The following is a 20481-nucleotide window of genomic DNA, read 5'->3' as shown; positions in this document are numbered from 1 at the left end:
CGCCCATCACCGTCGCGTTCGCCGCGGTCACGGTGTCAGTCGCGCTCTGCGCGGCGATACCCGTCGACACGAGGGTACCGACGAGCACCGCGACCGCGACTGCCCGGTCTGCGTACCCCACCTGCTCCTAGACGCCGACAGACACGGAAAGCCCCCTCTCGACGACTCCACACTTCTGAAGGGTGTGGCAGCTGGTATCCGCCCGTACGCGCCCCCTAGATTCGTCGGCACTCCGGCGTGACCTCAGGCTGGGTCAGAAGACGGAGTCCGCGGTGGCCGCGCCGACGACGGCGAAAATCGCGCCCACGCACGTCGCCTTCAGCGTGAGCACCGCGAGCGGTACCGGTTCCGGGGGAACGCCCGCCGCGCTGGCGAACGTCGACGGCGCGCCGAACGCGAACGCGAGCACGAGCACCGACCCGAACGCGACGAGCAGGAGGCTCAGGAAGCGCACCGGCACCCCCGCGACCTCCGCCTCCCGGTCCGGGTCGCGGTCGTCGTCCGCCTTGTACAGCGCGCCGTACCCGATGCCGGACACGATGAGCACCGTCACGAGCACGTGCTGCCACCCCATGCCCGACGCGAGCACCCACACCTCCTCGGTCACCACGAACGGCCCCGCCAGCAGGAACCCCCCCACCACCTGCTGGGCGGTGTCCGCGAGCGCGTACCGCTTCCCTCGCCCGACCATACCGGCCACAGAACCACCACCCCAAAGGCACTTTCGACGACCGCTCTTCTGCTCGCGGGTCGTTTCTCCCCGTTCGCGTGTTCGGCGGACTCTCACGTCGTTCGAGTGTTCTGCTCGCGGGTCACTTCGTTCCCCGTTCGCGTGTTCGGCGGACTCTCACGTCGTTCGAGTGTTCTGCTCGCGGGTCACTTCGTTCCCCGTTCGCGTGTTCGGCGGACTCTCACGTCGTTCGAGTGTTCTGCTCGCGGGTCGTTTCTCCCCGCTCGCTTGTTCGGCGGACTCTCACGTCGTTCGAGTCCGCCGACACCACAACCGATACCTGCCCACTCCCCCTTCTCGTGGTATGAGCGTTCGCGCGGAGTTCGACGAGTGGGCGGCGTCTGGACGCGACAAGGGCATGGAGGATCGACACTGGCACACCGCGAAGCACGTGCTCGCGCGGATGCCGGTCGAGGCGGGCGACACGGTGCTCGACCTCGGGACGGGGAGCGGGTACGCGCTCCGCGCGCTCCGCCAGCGGGACATCGGACGAGCGTACGGTCTGGACGGCGCGCCGGAGATGGCGCGCAACGCTCGCGGCTACACGGACGACGACCGCGTCGAGTACGTGGTCGGGGACTTCGGGAGTCTGCCGTTCGAGACGGACAGCGTCGACCACGTGTTCTCGATGGAGGCGTTCTACTACTCGGCAGACCCGCTGGAGACGCTTTCGGAGGTGCGGCGGGTGCTGCGGCCGGGCGGGACGTTCTACTGCGCGGTGAACTACTACGAGGAAAACACGTACTCGCACGCGTGGCAGGACTCCATCAGCGTCGAGATGACGCGGTGGAGTCGCGAGGACTACCGGCAGGCGTTCCGCGAGGCGGGACTGTTCGTGGCGGAGCAGGACAACGTCGCCGACCGCGACATCGAGATTCCGGACGCCCCCGCGTTCCCGACGGAGGAGTTCGACACGCGCGAGGAGATGGTCGAACGCTACCGGAAACTCGGCACGCTCCTCACCGTCGGCGTCGCACCCTGACCGCGCCCGTTCCACTGGAAACGAAGGTCGGGTTTGGGCGTGTCTGGTGGGATGTGCCACACACTCCCGTCCCGCACCCCCTTCCGCGGCCCGCGACGCGCTCGCTCCTTCATCCGCGACCTCCCCGTTTCGCGTGGAGTTACGGCCGATAGCGCCCGCCGACGTAGTCGATGACGACGAAACTCAGGGCAGTCACGACGAGCAGGACGGTGCCCATCGCCGCCGCGGGGCCGATGCTCGGGCCGGCCGTCTTATCCACGAGGAATCGCTTGAGCGCGACGGGCATCGTGTACGCGTTCTCGCCCGCGAGAATGACGGTGGAGTCGAACTCGCCGATGCTGATGGCGAACGCGAACGCGGCGCCCGCGACGACGCCCGGCCAGACGAGGGGGAGTTCTATGTCCCAGAGCGCGCGGGCGCGGTTCGCGCCCAGACTGCGCGCGGCCTCCACGAGCCGGCTGTCGATGCGCTCGAGCATCGGCGCGACGTTCCGCACGACGAAGGGGTAGCCGGCGACGGCGTGCGCCATCACGACCACTGCGGGGCCGACGACGCTCACCCGGTACGGGCCGATCTCGACGCCGAACACGAGCCCCTGGAGCAGGCCGAACCCGACGACGACGCCGGACACGGCGATGGGAGCCATCAGGACGGTGTCACCGAGTTTGCGGAGGCGGCCGCCCCGGGTGCTGAACGCCGCGACGACCACGCCCATCGGCAGCGCGAGCGCGAGCGCGCCGAGGCCGAACAGGAGGGAGTTCCGCACCGCCACCGACGGCTGCGTTCGACTCCCCGCCTGTCGTTCGACGAGCATCCGCCACCACTCCAGCGTCGGATCCGAGAGCCCGCCGACGCTCGCCAGCACCATGCTCGCGAGCGGGAGGACGAACACCACGAGCACGACGACGCCGTACGCCCCGACGCCGCCCCGAGTGAGCCAGTCGCGGAGCGACCCGGCCGAGAGCAGCCGCTCGCGCGAGAGCGGTTTCCCGGTGCCGCTGCTCGCGCGCCGGCTCTCGTACCGGAGGTAGACGTACATGAAGAACAGCGAGAACGCGGTTTCGAGCGTGCCGAGCGCCGCCGCCGTCTCGTAGTCGAGCTGGTTCACGCTCGCGTACAGCCACACCTCCACGGTGGCGAGCCGCAGACCGCCCAGGCCGAGAACGATGGGGAACGTCATGAACGTGAAGACGAACGTGAGGAGAGCGCTCGCGGCGAGCGCGGGCACGAGCTGTGGAAGCACCACGTCCGTGAACGACCGGAGTCGGCCCGCGCCCAAACTGCGCGCGGTCTCGACGGCGTTCGCGTTCACGTTCTCCCAGGCCGTCCCGACCATCCGCGTCACCAGCGGCGCGTTGTAGAACGCGTGCGCGACGAGGACGATCTCGAGCGTGTACAGCATCTGCACGCGCCCGAGCCCGAGCCAGGCGAGCACGTTGTTCACGGTGCCGAACTGGCCGAAGGTCGCGACGAACCCCGCGACCACCATGATGGACGGCAGGACGAACGGGAGGATGGTGAGCGACTTCAGCGTGCGTCGGCCCGGGAACTCGAAGCGCGCGAGCACCCACGCGCCCGGCAGCCCGAGCAGGACGCTCAGAACGGTGGAGAGGACGGCCTGGTAGGCGGTGAAGCCGAACAGGCCGAAGTCGACGGTTCCCGCGTCGTGCACGAGGACGACGAACGGCGGACGGGCGGCGAGCGCGGGCCGCGCGGTCGCGAGAAACTCGACGGCCCAGGCGGCGGCGCCCCCGGGAACCCGGAGCGGCGCCTCGAACAGCGTGTGCGCCGCGCCGAGGAAGAACGGGTCGCTGAGAACGCCCAGCAACACGTCGGGCGTCACGGCCGCGAGCGGGTCGGTGAGCGCGCTGAACACGCCGTAGCCGTCGCGGAGGACGGCGTTCTCGAACACCGTCCAGACCGGGTAGTAGAAGACGACGAGCAGGACGAGGAGGGTCGCCAGGCCCGTCCCCAGCAGGAGCGCTCGCGCCGGCGCCGGCGCTAGCTGCTCGCTATCTGGCGCGCCCACTCGTTTATCCATCCGTCGAGGTTTCCTGCGAGTTCCTCGTACGTAAACGTCACCGGCTCCGGCGGCTCCTTCGCGTACTGGTCGTACTCGTCGGGGAGGTCGGCGGTCGTCGTCGCCGGGAACTGGACGTTGTTCACCGCGATGTTCGCCTGCGCCTCGTCGGTCAGCACGAAGTCCATGAACGCCGCCGCGGTCTCGGGCTGGTTCGTGTCCGCGAAGCGCGCCATCGCCTCGGGGTTCGCGTACCCCTGGTCGTTCAGGAACCCGATCTGGTGGTGGGGAAGCTGGCCCTCGTCGTGGTAGTACACCTGGTCCGTCGAGTACGAGACGACCATCGGGCGCTCGTTGTTCAGGTACGCGTTGTACGCGGGCTGCCAGTCGTCGAGGATGCGAACGTCGTTCGCCACGAGGTCTTGCCAGTAGTCGAGGTAGCCGTCCTCGCCCATCTCGTGAATCGTCCAGAGGAGGAACGCGCGGCCGGGATCGCTCGTCTGCGCGTTCTCCGCGAGCAGCGCGCCCTCGTAGGCGGGTTTGGTGAGGTCGTCGAACGTCTGTGGCTCCGCGATGTCGGTGCTGTCGTAGACGAGGCTGATGTAGCCCGTGTCGTAGGGGAGCGCGCGCCGCCGGGGGTCTATCTGGAGACTGTCCTTGATGCGGCTCGCGTGCGAAAGGTCGTCCGCGACCGTGTCGAACAACCGCGCGTCCGGGAGTTCCTCGTCGACGCGGACGAGTTCGCCCGTGTTCAGGCCGACGAAGAGGTCGGCGTCGATGCCCGCGTTCTGCTTCTTCCGGCTGATGAACTCGTTGATGCCGTTCGCGGGCGCGGTGAACTCGATGGTCGTGTCGTGTTCGGCCTCCCACGCCCGCTTCAGCCAGTGTCCGGCGGTGCCCTCGTCCCCGAAGAAGGAGTCGTAGGTCGCCACCGTGAGCGGCTCGTCCGGCTCGCGCGTCGTCCCGGTGGTCGTGTCCGCCGTGGTGTCGTCGGCGGTCGTGGCGTCGTTCGACTCGGTGACGTTCAGGCAGCCGGCGAGGCCCGCAATCGCCGCCGCGCCCCCGGACTTGAGGTACGTGCGCCGCTTCATTACTCAGTTGTTTCACTCGGTGGTACATAAATCGGCCGCTTCCTGACCGAAGCGTTAACTCGGGCGGCGCAGAACCTTCGCGCGTGCCGTCCCGACGCGTCGCCCTCACCGTCCTCGTCGCCGCGCTCGCCACCCTCGCCGCCACCGTCCTCTTCGACGTGCTCGGAACCGTCTTCTTCGCGCTCACCGTCACCTCCCTCCTCGCACCGCTCTACCGCCGGCTCAACGACCGCCTCCCGCCGTGGCCGGCCGCCGCCGCCACCACCGTCGTCGTCACTACCGTCCTCCTCGTCGCGCTCGCATCAATCACGTTCCTGCTCGCCCGCCGCGCCGACGACCTCATACGGCTCATCCGCGAGATACCCCCGACGTTCACGTTCGTCGTCCTCGACGCGCCCGTCGTCGTCGACGTCAGCACCCTTCTCGCCGCCGCGCGCGGAGTAGCCGGCGCTATCGCCGTCGACGCCGCCACCGCTCTCCCCGCGCTCGCCCTCAAACTCACCGTCTTCGCCTTCCTCGTCTTCGCCCTCCTCATCCATCACCACGACGTCGAACGCGCCGTCATCGCCGCCATCCCCGAACCCTACCACGACGTGACGAGCGCGCTCGCCGACCGCGCCCGCGCCACCCTCTACGCCATCTACGTCCTTCAGGCCGCCACCGGACTCGGAACGCTCCTCATCGCGCTCCCCGTCTTCTTCGCGCTCGACTACTCCGCGTACGCGACGCTCGCACTCGCCGCCGGCGTCCTCCAGTTCCTCCCCGTCGTCGGCCCCAGCGTCCTCGTGCTCGCGCTCGCCGCCTTCCACCTCACCACCGGCGACGTGACGAGCGCCGTCCTCGTCCTCGTCGTCGCCGGCACGCTCGTCGCGTGGCTCCCCGACGTGCTCATTCGCCCGCGCCTCGCCCGCGAGACCGCGAACCTCCCCGGCAGCCTCTACTTCGTCGGATTCACCGGCGGACTGCTCACGCTCGGTCCCGTCGGAATCATCGCCGGCCCGCTCGTCGCCGCGCTCCTCGCCGAGGGCGTCCGCCTCCTCGCCGCAGAACAGAACCGAGACCGCGTCAGCTGACGACCTCTCGACCGAGTTCGCGCCACTCCGTCAGGCTGCCCTCGTAGAACTGCACGCCCGCGAACCCGAGCCACCGCAGCACGACGAACGTGTGGCTGATACGGCGGGCGGTGTTGCAGTAGAGGACGACGCGCTCGCCCGGCACGATGCCCTTCTCGCCGAGCACGACCTCCAGCTCGTCCGGGTGCTTGACGCCCCGCGTGTCCTCGTCCACGAGGTCTTTCCAGTCCAGGTTCACGGCGCCCGGGATGTGGCCCTCCGCGTACTCCTCGGGCCGCCTGGTGTCGACGACCACCGCGTCGCTCTCGCTCGCCGCCGCCACCGCGTCCGCCCCGACGAACGGCGTCTCCCCGGGCGGCTCGGGGTCGTACTCCGCGCGCTCGACCGACACCGACGCCGAGGCGGTCTCGTGGTCGCGCGTCCACGAACTGAAGTCGCCGTCGAGCAGGTGGAGGCGCTCTATCGGATGGCCGTGGTAGAGCGCGGTGACGAGGAAGCGCGCCGCGAACACGCCGTGCGTGTCGTCGTACGCCACGAGATGCGTCTCCGGCGTGACGCCCGCCGCCGCGAGCAGGTCGATCCAGTTCTCGCGCGGCGGCATCATCCCCGACTCGCCGTCGGACGTGCGGAACGAATCGAAGGGGACGTTCACCGCGCCCGGGACGTGCCCGATGCCGTCGTACTCCCACGCGTCCCGCACGTCCACCACGCGAACGTCCGGGTCGTTCAGGCGCTCCGCGACCCACGACGCCGACACCACGAGGTCGTCCGTCTCGCTCATACCCGGCCTACGAACGGCCCGTCCTTAGCCTCGCGGGACGCGACACGCCACCGATATACAGGCAATAAATGCCGTCAACGGGCGCGCTCTCGTCGCACTTCGCGACTCAGGTCGAATGAGCCGGTAATACTCTCTTGTATCGCGGTCGAGCGGGGCTTCCTGCCGATGGCGAGTGAGGTTATGTGAGTGGCCGAACAACACATAGGTAGCATGGCAGACGACGATTACGCGAACGACGTACTCGTGAGCGCGGACTGGGTCGAAGACCACCTCGACGAGTTCGAGTCCGACGACCCCGACTACCGCCTCGTCGAGGTCGACGTGGACACCGAATCCTACGACGACTCCCACGCGCCCGGCGCGGTCGGGTTCAACTGGGAGACCCAACTCCAGGATCAGGTGCAGCGCGACATCCTCGAAAAGGACGACTTCGCCGACCTCCTCGGCTCCCACGGCATCACCGAGGACTCCACGGTCGTGCTGTACGGCGACAACTCGAACTGGTTCGCCGCCTACGCCTACTGGCAGTTCAAGTACTACGGCCACGAGGACGTGAAACTCCTCGACGGCGGCCGCGACTACTGGATCGAGAACGACTACCCGACCACCGACGACGTCCCCGACTTCCCCGAACAGGAGTACAACGCGCGCGGCCCCTTCGACGGCATCCGCGCGTACCGGGACGACGTGGAAACCGCGATCGACCGCGGCATCCCGCTCGTCGACGTCCGCTCGCCCGAGGAGTACCGTGGCGATATTCTCGCGCCCCCCGGACTCCAGGAGACCGCGCAGCGCGGCGGCCACATCCCCGGCGCGCAGAACGTCTCGTGGGCCGCGACCGTCAACGAGGACGGCACGTTCAAGACGAAGGACGAACTCGCCGACCTCTACGAGGACGCGGGCGTGACGAACGACCAGGAGGTCGTCGCGTACTGCCGCATCGGCGAACGCTCCAGCATCGCGTGGTTCGCGCTCAGCGAACTCCTCGGCTACGACGACGTCACCAACTACGACGGCTCGTGGACCGAGTGGGGCAACCTCGTCGACGCCCCCATCGAACAGGGCGAATAGAACTCCCTCCGTTCCGCGGACGATGCCTAGAAGGCCCCAGCGGTCTTACTCGCAGCTATGACTCCCGACGACGTGTTCGAGCGCGTTCGCGAGGAGAACGACACCGCGCTCTCCCGGCTCGGTTCATCGAAATCGCTGTACGCCGCGACCGGCGGCGAGATGGAGACCGAGAACGTGTTGCGCGCCGCCGCGGACGCGGAGTACGCCGCCTACGAGACCTTCCAGGAGTGGGCGGACACGAGCGAGGGCGTCGCCCAGGACTTCTATCGGGAGACCGCGGACGAGGAAGCCAGCCACTACGACCGCGTCGTCGCCGAACTCGACGACCACGTCCCGAGCGACGAGGTCTCCGCGATGCACGAACACCTCCGAACCATCGACGACCCAATCGAACGCGCCGGCGGCTACGTCGGCCGCCTCCTCGCCACCCGCGCCTCCAAGGAACAGTACGTCGGGTTCTTCGTCGGCCAAGCCGACCCCCAGACCGCACAGCTATTCCGCGACCTCAAGAGCGACCTCGACGACCAGGACGTCCGCGCCCGCGACCTCCTCGACGCTACCTGCGACACCGCCGAGGACTACCAGCGCGCCATCGACACCGCCACCGAAGTCGTTCAGGCCGCCTACGACGAATACACCGCCCAACTCGACTCCCTCGGCGTCAACCCCAAACCAGTCTGCTGAAGCACCTTTTCTACGCTCAGGTTCGCGCGTAGCGCGAACCACTCACGCAAAAAAACCTCCAGCAAAAAACCCGGTCGCCTCTGGCGCCCGGTCACTCCCGCTCACTTCCGGGCTCTCCGAACCGCTCGTTCGCGCGAACGCATCCCGCCAACCGCCTCCGCTTCCGCTAACCGCCACCGCTCCGCGTCCGCGCTATCGGCGTAGGTTGAAGTAGGATGGCGGAGCCAGCGGGTGGCGTGCTCTGAGAAGAGCGCGGGACGGGAGCGCGAAACCCCGGCGGCGCGCCCGCCCGCGAACGGAAACGCGTCGCCGTGAACGCCCCCCCGGTTCGGGAGTAGTTCTATACCATCCGGGTGTGGAGACAGGGGTATGCCCGCTCCCCTGTCGGACGACGCAGCGGATCGCTTCGTCACTGTCGCGCGCACCGCGCTCGGCGATAGCCTGCGCTCGCTGACGTTCTTCACGCGCACGGACTACGAGCAGCTCTACCTCCGGGACGACCTCGAACAGGACGCCGACCTCTCCTCCTTCATCGGCCACGAGTGGCAGGCGTTCCAGCTCACCCAGGACACGTACAAGGGCTCGGAACTCGGCGAGTACCAGTACACGGTTCGGTCGTTCGAGAACGGCTTCCTCCTCCGCGTCGCCACCGAACGCGACGGCGTCTTCGTCACCACGGACGGCCTCACCGTCACGCAGTTCGACGAGGCCGCGAACGCGCTTGAGTCCGTGCTCGAAGACCGCCGCGACTAGAGCGAGACCGACGCCACCGTCTCGTACTCCGCGCCCTCCTGCGTGAGCGCGCTCTTCGTCAGCCGCACTTCGGCGACGCGTGCCGTCCCGACCGTCGGCGACCACTCCCGTACGAGTTCCTGCACGAGGGCCTTCCCGCCCGCGTGCTGCAGCCGCGCGAGCGTGACGTGCGGCGTGAACTCGTGGTCTTCCGGGTCGAACCCGAACGCGACGAGTTCCTGCTCTATGGCCTCGTGCAGTCGCACGAACAGCTCCGTGCCGGATTCGACGCCGAGCCAGAGAACACTGATGTAGTCGAGGTTCGGGAACACGCCCAGCCCGCCGTACGTCGCGTCGAACGGCTCCACGCCGGCGTTCGCGACCGCGGTTTCCAGGGCGTCCGCGACCGCCTCGACCTCGCCGTCAGGCACGTCGCCCAGGAACTTCATCGTCACGTGGCTCTGCGTCGGGTCGGTGAAGGAGAGGCCGTCGGCGTCCGCGAACTCGTCTTGTACGTCCGCGACGGCGTCGTGCAGTGATCCGGGGAGGTCGACGGAGACGAACAGCCGCATGGCCGGGAGTCGGTCTGCGTAGCCCTTAACCCCGTCCCTCCCATTTCTATGGGTATGACTGACCGAGAGGACGAACGCCATCATTTCTCCGAGGGCCAGGGCTTCGACGACCCCTACGAGGGCTTTGACCTCGACCCGCCGGAACTCGAACCCGACCTGAACGAGGTCGACCCCGTGGACTCCCGTGTCGTGGCTGACAGCCTCGACGAGCGGAACCTCTCCACGCAGGACGTGGACGCTGACGACCTCATCGACGTGGGCCTGAACTACATGGGGATTAAGCGCCACGAGCAGGCGGCGGACGCGTTCGAACGCGCGGCGCGGTACGCGGACAACGACGAGACCGCGCAGGAGGCGTGGGTGAACAAGGGCGTCGCGCACGCCGAGATGGAAGAGTGGGACGACGCCGCCGGCGCCCACCGCGAGGCCGTGTTCGTGGACGAGGACGGCCCGTTCGCGGCGGAGGCCGAGACGAATCTCGCGTACGCGCTCTGGGAGTTCGGGGACGACGAGGACGCCATCTACCACGCCGAGCGCGCCGTTCGGAAGAACGACCGGCTCCCGCAGGCGTGGTACAACCTCGGGTTCATGGAGAACGAACGCGGCCGCCACGAGGAAGCGCTCGAGTGCCTGGACAACGCCATCCGCCTCGGGTTCAAGCAGGCGGACGTCTACCAGGAGAAGTCTCGGGCGCTCGACGAACTCGGCCGCGAGGAGGAGGCCGGCGAGGTCGAGGCGCAGGCCGACCGCATCCGGAAGGAGCAGGAGGAGCGCCTCGTCGACCAGGAATGATAGTCAGCGAGCGACAGACCGACCAGGGCCTCCTCGTCACCGTCTGCGACACCGGCCTCATCGGGGAGACGTTCGAGGACGGCGACGTGTCACTCACCGTCACTGAGGAGTTCTACGGCGGCGACGAGGTCGACGAGGCTGGCGTGCTCGACAGCCTCACCCGTGCGAGCGTCGCGAACCTCGTCGGCACCCGCACCGTCGAGTTCGCCATCGACGAGGGGTTCGTGGACGAAGCCGTCGTCCTCGACATCGCGGACACCCGGCACGCCCAAGTCCTGCGGCTCTGAGCGCCGCACGACGGTGGACGCGCCGGCGAAACCCCGTGCATCGAAGGAACCAAACGCCTCCAAACCCTGTTTTCGTACATGGCTACGGGTGAACAGAGCCCGCTCGACGTCGAGCGGGTTCGCGAGGACTTCCCAATCCTCGACCGAGAGGTCGGGGACGGGATCCCCCTCGTCTACTTCGACAACGCGGCGACCACGCAGACGCCGAACGAGGTCATCGACACGTTCGGTGAGTACTACCGCGGGTACAACGCGAACGTCCACCGCGGCATCCACCAGCTCAGTCAGGAGGCGTCCATCGCGTACGAGGAGGCCCACGACCGCCTCGCGGAGTTCGTCGGCGCGAGCGGCGAGCGCGAGGAGATGATCTTCACGAAGAACACGACGGAGGCCGCGAACCTCGTCGCGTACGCGTGGGGATTGAACGAGCTCGAGGAGGGTGACGAAATCGTCCTCACGGAGATGGAACACCACTCCAGCCTCGTTACCTGGCAGCAGATGGCCAAACGCACCGGCGCGGAGGTGAAGTACATCCGCGTCGACCCCGAGGACGGCAGCCTCGACATGGAGCACGCGAAGGAACTCATCGGCCCCGACACCGCGATGGTCTCGGTGGTGCACGTTTCGAACGTCCTCGGCACCGTGAACCCTCTCGGGAAACTCGCGGACATGGCGCACGAACACGACGCGCTCATCTTCGGCGACGGCGCGCAAGCAGTTCCGAACCGGCCCGTGGACGTCGAAGCCCTCGGCGTGGACTTCTACGCGTTCAGCGGCCACAAGATGGCGGGCCCCACCGGTGTCGGTGGGCTCTACGGGAAGAAGGCGATTCTGGAGGAGATGGAGCCGTTCATGTACGGCGGCGAGATGATTCGCCGCGTCACCTACGAGGACTCCTCGTGGGCCGACCTCCCCTGGAAGTACGAGGCCGGCACACCCCTCATCGCCGAGGGAATCGCGTTCGCCGTCGCCGCGGACTACCTCGACGACCTCGGCCTGGAGAACATCCGCGCGCACGAGGAACGCGTCACCGCCGAGGCCTACGACCGCCTCAGCCGAATCGACGGCCTCGAAATCTACGGGCCCCGCGAGGACGAGGAGCGCGCCGGCCTCGTCTCGTTCAACCTCGACGGCGTGCACGCCCACGACCTCTCCAGCATCCTCAACGACCACGGCGTCGCCATCCGCGCCGGCGACCACTGCACCCAGCCCCTCCACCAGAAAATGGACATCGCGGCGTCCGTCCGCGCCTCCTTCTACCTCTACAACACCGTCGACGAACTCGACGCGCTCGTCGACGGCATCCGCGCGGCGAAGGACATCTTCGCCTGACTACTGGAGGCGTTCTCCCAGTACTTCTTCGGCGACGAGCAGGACGCTGTAGCCGACAGTCGCCTGGAAGCCGACGACGCCGAACGCCGCGATCTCGGGTGTCGGCGTGTTCGCGAACAGGGTGACGAGCGCGATAGCGACGACGAGATTGCAGAACGTCGCCGCGAGGTGCACCATCTCCGCCGCGGTCTTCACGTCCCGCGCGCTCTCCTCTGCGGCCGTGAGCACGCCGCCGAACGCGTAGTACGTCACCGCCGCGAACCCGAGGAGCGACCCCGTGATGTACGCGAGCACCGCGGGCGAACTCGGAACGCCGTATTCGGCTATGAGCATCGCGCCCGCGCCCCAGATGACGAGCGTGTACCCGTACGCTCGGGATTCGTCGACGAGCGTCTGTGCGAGCCGCGCGCGAAACGACATACCGGAACGTTACCCTCGGGCCTGCTAAACCGTACGGCCGCACGGTAGGCTTTTACGCCGCACGACCCACGTATTTCGTATGAGCATGGGTTCGGACATGTACCGGCAGCAGATCCTCGACCACTACAAGAACCCCCGGAACTACGGGGAGCTGCCGGATCCGACGTTCACTCACGAGGGCTACAATCCGTCCTGTGGGGACGAAATCGAGTTCGACGTCGAACTCGCCGACGACGGCGAGACCATCGAACGCGTCGCGTGGGACGGCGACGGCTGCGCCATCAGCCAGGCGTCCGCGAGCATGCTCTCGGGCGAACTGCCCGGGATGACGCTCGACGAGGTCGACGACCTCGACCGCGACGACGTGCTCGACATGCTCGGCGTCGAGGTGACGCCGATGCGCATCAAGTGCGCGGTGCTCGCTGAGAAGGTCGTGCAGGACGGCGCGCGCGTCTACGAGGGCGAACTCGAAAAAGCCGCGACGAGTACGGAAGACGACGAGTAGTTATTCGGGTTTCAGGCCGCCGTCCTGGACGCGCATGACGGCTTCGCCGTCCGCGAGGTTGGGCGCGTCGACGAGGCGGACGATGCGCTTGTCGTTCTTGGATTTCCGGAGGTAGATGCGGAATGTGGACTTGTGGCCGAGGATGTTCCCGCCGACGGGCTTGGTGGGATCGCCGAAGAACGCGTCCGGGTTGGACTGCACCTGGTTCGTGACGACGACGGCGCTGTTGTAGAGGTTTCCGACCTTTTCGAGGTCGTGGAGGTGTTTGTTGAGTTTCTGCTGTCGGTTCGCGAGTTCGCCGCGGCCGACGTACTCCGCGCGGAAGTGCGCGGTGAGTGAGTCCACGCAGAGCAGGCGAACCGGGTAGTCGTCGTCCTCGTACTCGCTTCCGATCTCCTTCGCTTTCTCGGCGAGGAGCATCTGGTGGTTGGAGTTGAACGCCTTCGCGACGTGAATCTTGTCGAGAATGTCCTCCATGAGGGCGTCCATCGAGTCCTCGTCGTCGGGGCCGCCCTCGATTCCGCGGTCTTCCATCGTCGCTTCGAGCTGTTCGTCGGAGAGCCCGCGAACCATGTCGTCGATGCGTTCGGGGCGGAAGGTGTCCTCGCTGTCGAGGAAGATGACGCGGCCGTGCAGGCCGCCCTGGTCTTTCGGGAGCTGGGCGGTCACTGCGAGTTCGTGCGTCACCTGGGACTTCCCGGCTCCGAACTCGCCGTACACTTCCGTGATGGACTGGGTTTCGACGCCGCCGCCGAGGAGTTCGTCCACGTCGGGGACGTTCCACGTGAGCTTCCCGATGCGCTGGCGCTGTTCGAGGATGGCGCTCCCGGTCTCGAATCCGCCCACGTCGGCTTCTTCGCGCGCGCTCTGGATGATGTCGGCGGCGGTGGAGTCGCCGACGTCCGCGGTGTTCGAGAGTTCGCCGGGGCTGGCGACGGCGATGCTCTGGAAGGACTCGTAGCCCGCGTCGCGGAGTTTTTCAGCCGTGGCGGGCCCGACGCCGGAGAGGGTTTCGAGGTCTGCGTCTGCTGGCATGTATCCTCTCTTTTCGCCCATACGACCTTAAACCCTCGTAAACACCGGAGTGAAAGTGAAAATAGCGGGCGTGGCGGGGGTCGCGCCCGTCCGCGTGCGAAGGTTGAAACCGGGTGCGCGGGACTTAACCGCGTCAGTCGCGTTCGTCGAGCCATGAGTACCGAGTCCGCCACGTTCTGCCCGCGCTGTGGCGACCCCACGACGGAAGCGGAGACGGGGGCGACGCGACGCGAGCGGGCGCTCTGTAACGACTGCTACTTCGACGACTTCGACCTCGTGGACGTCCCGGACACCATCGAGGTTCGGGTGTGCGCGCGCTGCGGCGCCGTCCACCGCGGGAACTGCTGGGTGGACGTGGGCGCGCAGGACTACACCGACATCGCCATCGAGGAGACGACGGAGACGCTCGGCGTGCACGTCGGCGCGAGCGAGTTCGACTGGCAGGTCCGCCCCGAGCAGGTGGACGCGACCACCATCCGGATGCACTGCCGCTTTTCGGGCATCGTCCGCGGCGAACCGATGACCGAGGAGGTCACCGTTCCCGTCCGCATCTCGAAGGAGACCTGCCTGCGCTGCGGCCGCATCGCCGGCGACTACTACGCGAGCGTCGTGCAGGTGCGCGCGGTCGGCGACCGCACGCCCACCACCGAGGAGACGGAGCGCGCGAAGGAGATCGCGAACGACATCGTCGCGGACATGGAGGCGACCGGCGACCGGAACGCGTTCGTCACCGAGATCACGGAGAAACCGGAGGGCCTCGACATGAAGCTCTCCACGACGAAAATCGGGAAGAACGTCAGCCGCAAACTCACCGAGGAGTTCGGCGGCTCCTTCTCCGACTCGGAGACGCTCGTCACCGAGGACGAGGACGGCAACGAGGTGTACCGGGTGACGTTCGCGGTTCGCCTCCCCGAGTTCGTCGCCGGCGACGTCATCGACCTCGAAGACGACGACGCGGGGCCCGTTCTCGTTCGCTCCGTCCGCGGGAATCTCAAGGGCGTGCGCGTGACGACGGGCGAACCGTACGAGGCGAGTTACGAGGTCGGGGACGCGCCCGACGCCCGGAAGCTCGGCACCACCGAGGACGCCGTGGACACCACCGTCGTCACCGTGGAGGACGAGAACTCCGTCCAGCTCCTCGACCCGGAGACGTACGAGGCGAAGACCGTCGCGCGCCCGGACTACATGGACGAATCGAGCGACACCGTCCCCGTCCTCCGGAGCCGCGAGGGCATCCACGTCCTCCCCGATGCCTGACCTCGCCGTCCTCGTCGCGAAACCCGACGCGGAGGCGAGCATCGAGAGCCTGCGCGCCGAAGGCGTCTACGACGACGACCGGCGCGTCCGCGAGCGCGACGACGACCGCGTCGAACTCCCCGTGCTCGCCGTGCCCGCCGAGACGGACGTGCTCGCCACCGTCGAACAGACCGACCCGGACTACCGATCCCGGGGACTGGACGACCTGCTCCGCGAGCGCGGCTGGAGCGAGGCCGACCGCGAGCGCGCGCCGGCCTCGTGGGCGGTCGTCGGCGACGTGCTGCTCGCGGACTTCACCGACTGCCCGCGGCCGGGCGAGGTCGCGGACGCCCTCCTGACCCTCCACCGCGAGGCCGACACCGTCCTCGACCGCGGCCCCGTCAGCGGAGAGTTCCGGACGCCCACCGTCACGGTTCTCGCGGGGAGCGGCGACACCGAAACCGTCCACACCGAGCACGGTACGCGGTACGCGCTCGACCTCTCCCGGGTGATGTTCTCGCCCGGAAACCAGCACGAGCGCGCCCGGATGGGCGACCTCGTCACGGCGGGCGAGCGCGTGCTCGACATGTTCGCCGGCATCGGGTACTTCGCGCTCCCGATGGCGCGCGCCGGCGCCGACGTGACCGCCGTGGAGAAGAACCCCGACGCCTTCCGCTACCTCGCGGAGAACGCCCAACTCAACGAGGTATCGAGTTCGATGAACCTCGTGCTCGGGGACTGCCGGGACGTCGAGACGACCGCCGACCGCGTCGTCATGGGGTACTACGACGCCCTCGACGCCGACTACCTCGCCGCCGCGCTCGACGCCCTCGTTTCCGGTGGAACTCTCCACGCGCACGCCGCCGTCCACGAGACCGACCTCCCCGACGCGCCCCGCGAGCGCGTCGAGGCGGCCGCACGGAACGCCGACCGCGCCGTCGAATCCGTCGCGGTGCGGCGCGTGAAGTCCCACGCCGAGGGCGTCTGGCACGTCGTCGCCGACGCTCGCCTCGCGTAGGGGGAACACAGAAGTCCCAGCGTCCGATACAGCCAGTATGACTCGTCAGCAACTCATCGCGATATTCTTCGCCGTCGTCATGCTCACGTCGGCGGTGTTCTACGTCATCTCGTCGGTCTAGTCCACGTCCCACACGTCCGCCATCGGACTCCGACGCTCCCGTCCGCCGCTGGACGCGCTCTCCTCGCCCACATCGTCGCGCCCGGAGCGCCCGCGGTCGGTCTGCTGGGTCGTCTGGGTCGCGTGTTCGATGTCGTCCACGCCGGCGCGCGCGGCCGCCGCGTCCAGTTCGGGGAGCTCCGGCGTCGTCATCCGGTCGACCTGCTCGGCGAACCACTCGGGCATGTCAGTGCGGGCGCGCTCGAACACGTCGCGCACGGAGTCGTCCGCGATGTAGGTCGCGCCGTAGTCGTCCGGGGCTCTGACGACGCGGCCCGCGGCCTGAATGATGGTGCGCAGGGCGCTCCGGTAGTACCACGCCCACTGCCCGTCCTCCAACCGGCGCGCGACCCGGGAGTCGCCCGTGTTCAGGAACGGCGCCTTGCAGACGACCTGCCAGCGCGCGAGGTCGCCCTCCAGGTTCAGCGCTTCCTCCATCTTCACGGAGAGGAACACCTCCGGCTTCTCGCTCGCCTTCCACGCGTCCAGTTCGGCGTCCCGGTTCTCCGAGGTGTGCGTGCGCACTCGGCTCGCCACGCCCAATTCGTGGAGGTGGTCGCGGAGGCGCTCCTGAATGCCATAGGAATGACAGTGCACGATGCCCGTCTCGTCGTCGTGTTTCTGCATCACGCGCGCCACCACCCGCGCGACTTTCGGGAGCGTTTCGTCGCGCTCGTCGTACGTCATCTTCCCCCGGGTCACGTCGTACAGCGGCCGGTTCTCCACCGGGAACGTGTGCGGCACGTCCACCAGCGCGACGTTCGCCGGGTCGAGACCCACCCCGCGACAGAACGCCTCCTTGTTCAGGATGGTCGCGGAGAGCAACGCGAACCGTTCCGCGCGGTCCCAGACGGTGTGCTGGAGGTACCGCTCGGGGTTCATCGGCTTGATGGTGATGCCGCGCTCGGACTGGTCGACGACCCACGTCGTCGCGGACTCGTGGTCGCGTGAGTCCTCCGCGAACCACTCCAGTTCGCCGATGAGCTCCTGGAGCCGGTCGCGTTCTCTCGCTTCGTCGGCGGTGAGTTCGTCCACGCCGACGAGCTCGTCCTTTCGCGACTCGCAGACGCGGACGAGCGAGTCCGCGAACCGCGCCGCCGCCTCCACGTCCCCGTCCACGTCAGGTATCGAGACGTCGCCCCAGACGGGGACGCTCGCGGGCGAGAGGTCGATTGTCGCGTACATCTCCGCCCACTCCGCGAGGCCGTGCGCCTCGTCGATGACGCAGACGTCCCTGGTTCGGAACACCTCGCTGCCGGCGGTGCGCATGAAGTACGCGAGCGTCATCGCCGCGAACTCCCGGGAGGACGCGATGGCGCGGTCGGAGAAGTACGGACAGCGGTGTTTGACCGCGCAGTCGTAGCCGCGTTCGCGGGCGCAGGGCGCGCGGTCGACCGGCGTGTCCCGTTCGTCCGGGAGGATGCACGTGTAGTTCGACTTCCCGCGGATGAGTTTGAAGTCCGAGAGTAAGTCGTCGCCGGCCACGTCGTCCAGCTGGCTGACTTGCGGCGTCGTGTAGTACGCGCCCACGGGTTCGGCTGGCTCGGCCTCGCCCGCCTGCCGCGCGCACCCCATGATGGCGCGGGCGAGCAGCGATTTCCCGCTCCCGGTCGGCGCGCGCACCAGCACCACGTCGTTCCCGTCCGCGAACGCGTCCCGCACGTCCGAGAGCGCCTGCTCCTGCGCGCCGCGATAGCTCGGCGCGGGGAACTCCTCGTGGATGCGGGCGGGGTTCACGTCAGGTGTGGAGCGCGGGGAGCGCCTTAGGTCGTGCGGCTCTCCCGAACCGCCGCCACGTCCTCGGCGGTGGGGTTCTCGGGGAGCGCCTCGATGCAGTCGAAACACAGGAAGAACTCCGTGCCGTCCCGGAGTTCCAGCGTCAGGCCGCCCGAGGACGCCTTCTCCAGGTCGCCGAAGTCCCAGAAGTCGCCCGCGCCCCCGGAGATGGCCACGGGGTCGCCGCAGCAGTCGCACGTCGATTTCGCCATACTCGGTGGAGGGGCGAGCGCCGTATAGGCCTCCCGCTCCCCCCACGACTCCGCGCCGCCGCGCCCCCACACCTATGGCGTCTCCCGCCCATCCTCGGGTATGCGCGTGCTCGTCACCGGTGCGACCGGATTCGTCGGCGGCCGCCTCGTCCCCGCGCTCGCGGACGCCGGGCACGAGGTCGTCGCGCTGACCCGTGACCCCGACAGCTACACTCCGCCCGACGGCGTCGAGGTGGTCGCGGGCGACCTGCTCGACGACGACCTCTCGCTCCCGAGCGCGGACGCCGCCTACTACCTCGTGCACTCGATGGAGTCCGGCGGCGACTTCGAGGAGCGCGACCGCCGCTGCGCCCGGAACTTCGCGAGCGCGGCGAGCGACGCGGGCGTCGAGCGCGTCGTCTACCTCGGCGGCCTCGGCGCCGACCGCGACGACCTCTCCGACCACCTCCGCTCCCGGCGCGAGGTCGAACACCTGCTCGCGGACGGCGACTACGACCTCACCGTCCTCCGCGCCGCCGTCATCGTCGGCGCGGGGAGCGCGAGCTTCTCCGTGGTGCGCCAGCTCGTCGAACACCTCCCCGTGATGGTGACGCCGAACTGGGTGCACACGCCCTGCCAGCCGATCGCCATCTCGGACGTGGTCGCGTACCTCGCGTGCGTCCTCGCCCACCCGGAGACCGCGGGCGAGACGTACGAAATCGGGGGGCCGGACGTGCTCACGTACGAGGAGATGCTGCGTACGACCGCGCGCGTCACCGACAACACCCTCCACCTCCTCCCCGTGCCCGTGCTCTCCCCGCGGCTGTCGTCGTACTGGCTCGCGCTCGTCACCGACGTTCCCACGTCCGTCGCGCGCCCGCTCGTCGAGGGACTGAAGAACCCCGTCGTCTGCGAGGACGACCGCCTCCGCGACCTGTGTGACGTGACGCCGACCGCGTTCGAGGACGCCGTGCGAGCCGCGCTCGCGGAGGGCGCGTGAGCGACCGGTACGGCCGCACGTGGGTGTACGAGAGCATCGTCGGCGCGGTTCCCGGCCTCTCGCTCCCCGACCGAATCGCGGTCGCCGTCCAGTTCGTCCTGTTCGAAACGCTCGTGATCGCCGCCGCCGCGGCGTACGGCTACTGGAACGCCGTCATCCCCGGCACGGTCGCCGTCGCCGTCGCGGCCGCCGGGAGCGCGTTCATGCTCGACATGGGGCGGCGCGTCCGCACGCTCTCGCTCCCGAGCGCCTACATGCGCCTCCTGTTCGGGTCGAGCGTCGAGGTCGTGCTCGGGGTGCTCGCGTACGTCGCGCTCGTCACCTACCTGTTCGTCGTCGACCCTCGGGACGGCGTGACGCTCCTCTCCCGGCTGTTCGGCCCGACGCCGGCCGCGCCCGCCGTCGCGCTCGCGTTGCTCGTCCTCTGGGACGTCTGCTATCGGATCGGAACCGGGTGGTGGGCCGCAGTCCTCGCCGCCTACCGCGAACTCCGGTACTCGTTCGACGGCGAGACCGCGGACGCGCTGCGCGCGCTCGACTCACGGAACGTCGGGTTCGCGCTCCTCCAGCTCGCGCTCGTCCCCCTGCTCGGCGACCAGCCGTTGCTGGCGCTCGCCGTCGCGGGACACGTACTCGCGGTAGGAAGTGTGGTGGCGGTCGCTCGGCTCAGTTCTTCTTGATCCGCTGGAACGTTTCGAGCAGGTCGTCCGTGGACTCGCCCGAGTCGTACTCGACGGTTCCCTCGTACTGCGTGCGGGTGTCGTCGGTCGTCGTGTCGACGGACGCGTTCTTGCGTTCGCGGCGCTCGTGTTCGGCTTCGTCGTAAGAACCGATTGACATGGTAAGACAAACCAAGGTTAACGTCTTTGCCATATCAATGTATCGCCGAATAGCGCGACGACTGACACGATATTCCGCTCGAACCGACCGTTTGGCCACCACAGAATCAGATCGGTGTGGGTTCGGTCGCGGAACGCGCTGCTCGTGAGGGATT

23 protein-coding genes are annotated in these 20481 nt (G+C 68.3%); 13 read left to right on the top strand and 10 right to left on the bottom strand.

What is annotated here, in order from left to right; all coding sequences use genetic code 11:
• Positions 1-253: 253 nt before the first annotated feature.
• A complete protein-coding gene (locus FQU85_RS04445) occupies positions 254-691 on the bottom strand; it encodes a DUF2391 family protein (RefSeq protein WP_145844821.1) in 438 nt (145 codons plus the stop codon).
• A 343-nt stretch (positions 692-1034) separates the two neighbouring features.
• On the opposite strand from FQU85_RS04445, the gene FQU85_RS04440 reads away from it, so the two are divergent.
• Positions 1035-1712 carry a class I SAM-dependent methyltransferase gene (locus FQU85_RS04440; protein ID WP_145844817.1) on the top strand — a complete coding sequence of 226 codons (678 nt, stop codon included), beginning with the start codon at positions 1035-1037 and terminating at the stop codon, positions 1710-1712.
• A gap of 139 nt (positions 1713-1851) precedes the next feature.
• On the opposite strand, the gene FQU85_RS04435 is transcribed toward FQU85_RS04440, so the two are convergent.
• Positions 1852-3753 (bottom strand): iron ABC transporter permease, encoded by a 1902-nt coding sequence (locus FQU85_RS04435; RefSeq protein ID WP_145844815.1) that lies wholly within the window; start codon positions 3751-3753, stop codon positions 1852-1854.
• On the bottom strand, positions 3714-4823 hold the full coding sequence (locus FQU85_RS04430; RefSeq protein WP_145844814.1) for a thiamine ABC transporter substrate binding subunit: 1110 nt from the start codon (positions 4821-4823) through the stop codon (positions 3714-3716). Before FQU85_RS04430 ends, FQU85_RS04435 begins: the two co-directional genes overlap by 40 nt.
• 83 nt (positions 4824-4906) lie before the next feature.
• Between FQU85_RS04430 and FQU85_RS04425 the strand changes: the two genes are divergently transcribed.
• On the top strand, positions 4907-5896 hold the full coding sequence (locus FQU85_RS04425) for an AI-2E family transporter (protein WP_145844811.1): 990 nt from the start codon (positions 4907-4909) through the stop codon (positions 5894-5896).
• Here FQU85_RS04425 and FQU85_RS04420 read toward each other — a convergent pair.
• Complete coding sequence (locus FQU85_RS04420; protein ID WP_145844809.1) at positions 5889-6677, bottom strand: sulfurtransferase; 789 nt, start codon at positions 6675-6677, stop codon at positions 5889-5891. The two genes, FQU85_RS04425 and FQU85_RS04420, sit on opposite strands and share 8 nt — an antisense overlap.
• A gap of 210 nt (positions 6678-6887) precedes the next feature.
• Here FQU85_RS04420 and FQU85_RS04415 point away from each other — a divergent pair, with 210 nt between their 5' ends.
• From FQU85_RS04415 to FQU85_RS04405, 3 genes are all read left to right on the top strand, one after another.
• Complete coding sequence (locus tag FQU85_RS04415) at positions 6888-7748, top strand: sulfurtransferase (RefSeq protein WP_145844807.1); 861 nt, start codon at positions 6888-6890, stop codon at positions 7746-7748.
• A 57-nt stretch (positions 7749-7805) separates the two neighbouring features.
• A complete protein-coding gene (locus FQU85_RS04410) occupies positions 7806-8432 on the top strand; it encodes a rubrerythrin family protein (RefSeq protein WP_145844805.1) in 627 nt (208 codons plus the stop codon).
• Between the two features lie 369 nt (positions 8433-8801).
• On the top strand, positions 8802-9185 hold the full coding sequence (locus tag FQU85_RS04405; RefSeq protein WP_145844803.1) for a hypothetical protein: 384 nt from the start codon (positions 8802-8804) through the stop codon (positions 9183-9185).
• Here FQU85_RS04405 and thpR read toward each other — a convergent pair.
• Complete coding sequence (gene thpR, locus FQU85_RS04400) at positions 9182-9736, bottom strand: RNA 2',3'-cyclic phosphodiesterase (protein ID WP_145844799.1); 555 nt, start codon at positions 9734-9736, stop codon at positions 9182-9184. The two genes, FQU85_RS04405 and thpR, sit on opposite strands and share 4 nt — an antisense overlap.
• Before the next feature lie 54 nt (positions 9737-9790).
• On the opposite strand from thpR, the gene FQU85_RS04395 reads away from it, so the two are divergent.
• The 3 genes from FQU85_RS04395 (at position 9791) to FQU85_RS04385 (ending at position 12147) form a co-directional block, all read left to right on the top strand.
• Complete coding sequence (locus FQU85_RS04395) at positions 9791-10528, top strand: tetratricopeptide repeat protein (protein WP_145844797.1); 738 nt, start codon at positions 9791-9793, stop codon at positions 10526-10528.
• Positions 10525-10815, top strand: coding sequence for a DUF424 domain-containing protein (locus tag FQU85_RS04390; protein ID WP_145844795.1), 291 nt, complete (start codon positions 10525-10527; stop codon positions 10813-10815). Before FQU85_RS04395 ends, FQU85_RS04390 begins: the two co-directional genes overlap by 4 nt.
• A 78-nt stretch (positions 10816-10893) precedes the next feature.
• A complete protein-coding gene (locus FQU85_RS04385; protein ID WP_145844793.1) occupies positions 10894-12147 on the top strand; it encodes an aminotransferase class V-fold PLP-dependent enzyme in 1254 nt (417 codons plus the stop codon).
• On the opposite strand, the gene FQU85_RS04380 is transcribed toward FQU85_RS04385, so the two are convergent.
• Positions 12148-12567, bottom strand: coding sequence for a hypothetical protein (locus FQU85_RS04380; RefSeq protein ID WP_145844791.1), 420 nt, complete (start codon positions 12565-12567; stop codon positions 12148-12150).
• Between the two features lie 79 nt (positions 12568-12646).
• Between FQU85_RS04380 and FQU85_RS04375 the strand changes: the two genes are divergently transcribed.
• Positions 12647-13072, top strand: a complete 426-nt coding sequence (locus FQU85_RS04375; protein WP_145844788.1) for an iron-sulfur cluster assembly scaffold protein — start codon at positions 12647-12649, stop codon at positions 13070-13072.
• On the opposite strand, the gene radA is transcribed toward FQU85_RS04375, so the two are convergent.
• Positions 13073-14107, bottom strand: a complete 1035-nt coding sequence (gene radA, locus FQU85_RS04370) for a DNA repair and recombination protein RadA (RefSeq protein ID WP_145844785.1) — start codon at positions 14105-14107, stop codon at positions 13073-13075.
• A gap of 153 nt (positions 14108-14260) precedes the next feature.
• Between radA and FQU85_RS04365 the strand changes: the two genes are divergently transcribed.
• Both FQU85_RS04365 and FQU85_RS04360 read left to right on the top strand, forming a co-directional pair.
• On the top strand, positions 14261-15364 hold the full coding sequence (locus FQU85_RS04365; RefSeq protein ID WP_145844772.1) for a 60S ribosomal export protein NMD3: 1104 nt from the start codon (positions 14261-14263) through the stop codon (positions 15362-15364).
• A complete protein-coding gene (locus FQU85_RS04360) occupies positions 15357-16361 on the top strand; it encodes a class I SAM-dependent methyltransferase family protein (RefSeq protein WP_145844769.1) in 1005 nt (334 codons plus the stop codon). The genes FQU85_RS04365 and FQU85_RS04360 overlap by 8 nt, the downstream gene beginning before the upstream one ends.
• Positions 16362-16478: 117 nt before the next feature.
• On the opposite strand, the gene FQU85_RS04355 is transcribed toward FQU85_RS04360, so the two are convergent.
• Positions 16479-18257, bottom strand: a complete 1779-nt coding sequence (locus FQU85_RS04355) for an ATP-dependent DNA helicase (protein WP_145844766.1) — start codon at positions 18255-18257, stop codon at positions 16479-16481.
• Positions 18258-18283: 26 nt separating this feature from the next.
• Positions 18284-18508 (bottom strand): hypothetical protein, encoded by a 225-nt coding sequence (locus FQU85_RS04350; protein WP_145844762.1) that lies wholly within the window; start codon positions 18506-18508, stop codon positions 18284-18286.
• A gap of 100 nt (positions 18509-18608) precedes the next feature.
• Here FQU85_RS04350 and FQU85_RS04345 point away from each other — a divergent pair, with 100 nt between their 5' ends.
• Positions 18609-19487, top strand: a complete 879-nt coding sequence (locus FQU85_RS04345; protein ID WP_145844761.1) for an NAD(P)H-binding protein — start codon at positions 18609-18611, stop codon at positions 19485-19487.
• Positions 19484-20167, top strand: a complete 684-nt coding sequence (locus tag FQU85_RS04340; protein WP_145844759.1) for a hypothetical protein — start codon at positions 19484-19486, stop codon at positions 20165-20167. The genes FQU85_RS04345 and FQU85_RS04340 overlap by 4 nt, the downstream gene beginning before the upstream one ends.
• Here the strand turns inward: FQU85_RS04340 and FQU85_RS13275 are convergent.
• Positions 20154-20327: a DUF5786 family protein gene (locus FQU85_RS13275; RefSeq protein ID WP_168219933.1), complete on the bottom strand. Its 174-nt coding sequence runs from the start codon at positions 20325-20327 to the stop codon at positions 20154-20156. The two genes, FQU85_RS04340 and FQU85_RS13275, sit on opposite strands and share 14 nt — an antisense overlap.
• Positions 20328-20481 lie beyond the last annotated feature (154 nt).

Origin of the sequence: Salarchaeum sp. JOR-1 (genome assembly GCF_007833275.1) — an archaeon.
Classification (GTDB): domain Archaea; phylum Halobacteriota; class Halobacteria; order Halobacteriales; family Halobacteriaceae; genus Salarchaeum.
Note: the sequence above shows the minus strand (reverse complement) of the source record. Positions and strands in the feature narration are given on the sequence as shown.

Coding starts and splice junctions, on each gene's coding strand:
- FQU85_RS04445 (WP_145844821.1), bottom strand. CDS start 691: ATGGTCGGGCGAGGGAAGCGGTACGCGCTCGCGGACACCGCCCAGCAG.
- FQU85_RS04440 (WP_145844817.1), top strand. CDS start 1,035: ATGAGCGTTCGCGCGGAGTTCGACGAGTGGGCGGCGTCTGGACGCGAC.
- FQU85_RS04435 (WP_145844815.1), bottom strand. CDS start 3,753: ATGGATAAACGAGTGGGCGCGCCAGATAGCGAGCAGCTAGCGCCGGCG.
- FQU85_RS04430 (WP_145844814.1), bottom strand. CDS start 4,823: ATGAAGCGGCGCACGTACCTCAAGTCCGGGGGCGCGGCGGCGATTGCG.
- FQU85_RS04420 (WP_145844809.1), bottom strand. CDS start 6,677: ATGAGCGAGACGGACGACCTCGTGGTGTCGGCGTCGTGGGTCGCGGAG.
- FQU85_RS04415 (WP_145844807.1), top strand. CDS start 6,888: ATGGCAGACGACGATTACGCGAACGACGTACTCGTGAGCGCGGACTGG.
- FQU85_RS04410 (WP_145844805.1), top strand. CDS start 7,806: ATGACTCCCGACGACGTGTTCGAGCGCGTTCGCGAGGAGAACGACACC.
- FQU85_RS04405 (WP_145844803.1), top strand. CDS start 8,802: ATGCCCGCTCCCCTGTCGGACGACGCAGCGGATCGCTTCGTCACTGTC.
- thpR (WP_145844799.1), bottom strand. CDS start 9,736: ATGCGGCTGTTCGTCTCCGTCGACCTCCCCGGATCACTGCACGACGCC.
- FQU85_RS04395 (WP_145844797.1), top strand. CDS start 9,791: ATGACTGACCGAGAGGACGAACGCCATCATTTCTCCGAGGGCCAGGGC.
- FQU85_RS04390 (WP_145844795.1), top strand. CDS start 10,525: ATGATAGTCAGCGAGCGACAGACCGACCAGGGCCTCCTCGTCACCGTC.
- FQU85_RS04385 (WP_145844793.1), top strand. CDS start 10,894: ATGGCTACGGGTGAACAGAGCCCGCTCGACGTCGAGCGGGTTCGCGAG.
- FQU85_RS04380 (WP_145844791.1), bottom strand. CDS start 12,567: ATGTCGTTTCGCGCGCGGCTCGCACAGACGCTCGTCGACGAATCCCGA.
- FQU85_RS04375 (WP_145844788.1), top strand. CDS start 12,647: ATGAGCATGGGTTCGGACATGTACCGGCAGCAGATCCTCGACCACTAC.
- radA (WP_145844785.1), bottom strand. CDS start 14,107: ATGCCAGCAGACGCAGACCTCGAAACCCTCTCCGGCGTCGGGCCCGCC.
- FQU85_RS04365 (WP_145844772.1), top strand. CDS start 14,261: ATGAGTACCGAGTCCGCCACGTTCTGCCCGCGCTGTGGCGACCCCACG.
- FQU85_RS04360 (WP_145844769.1), top strand. CDS start 15,357: ATGCCTGACCTCGCCGTCCTCGTCGCGAAACCCGACGCGGAGGCGAGC.
- FQU85_RS04350 (WP_145844762.1), bottom strand. CDS start 18,508: ATGGCGAAATCGACGTGCGACTGCTGCGGCGACCCCGTGGCCATCTCC.
- FQU85_RS04345 (WP_145844761.1), top strand. CDS start 18,609: ATGCGCGTGCTCGTCACCGGTGCGACCGGATTCGTCGGCGGCCGCCTC.
- FQU85_RS13275 (WP_168219933.1), bottom strand. CDS start 20,327: ATGTCAATCGGTTCTTACGACGAAGCCGAACACGAGCGCCGCGAACGC.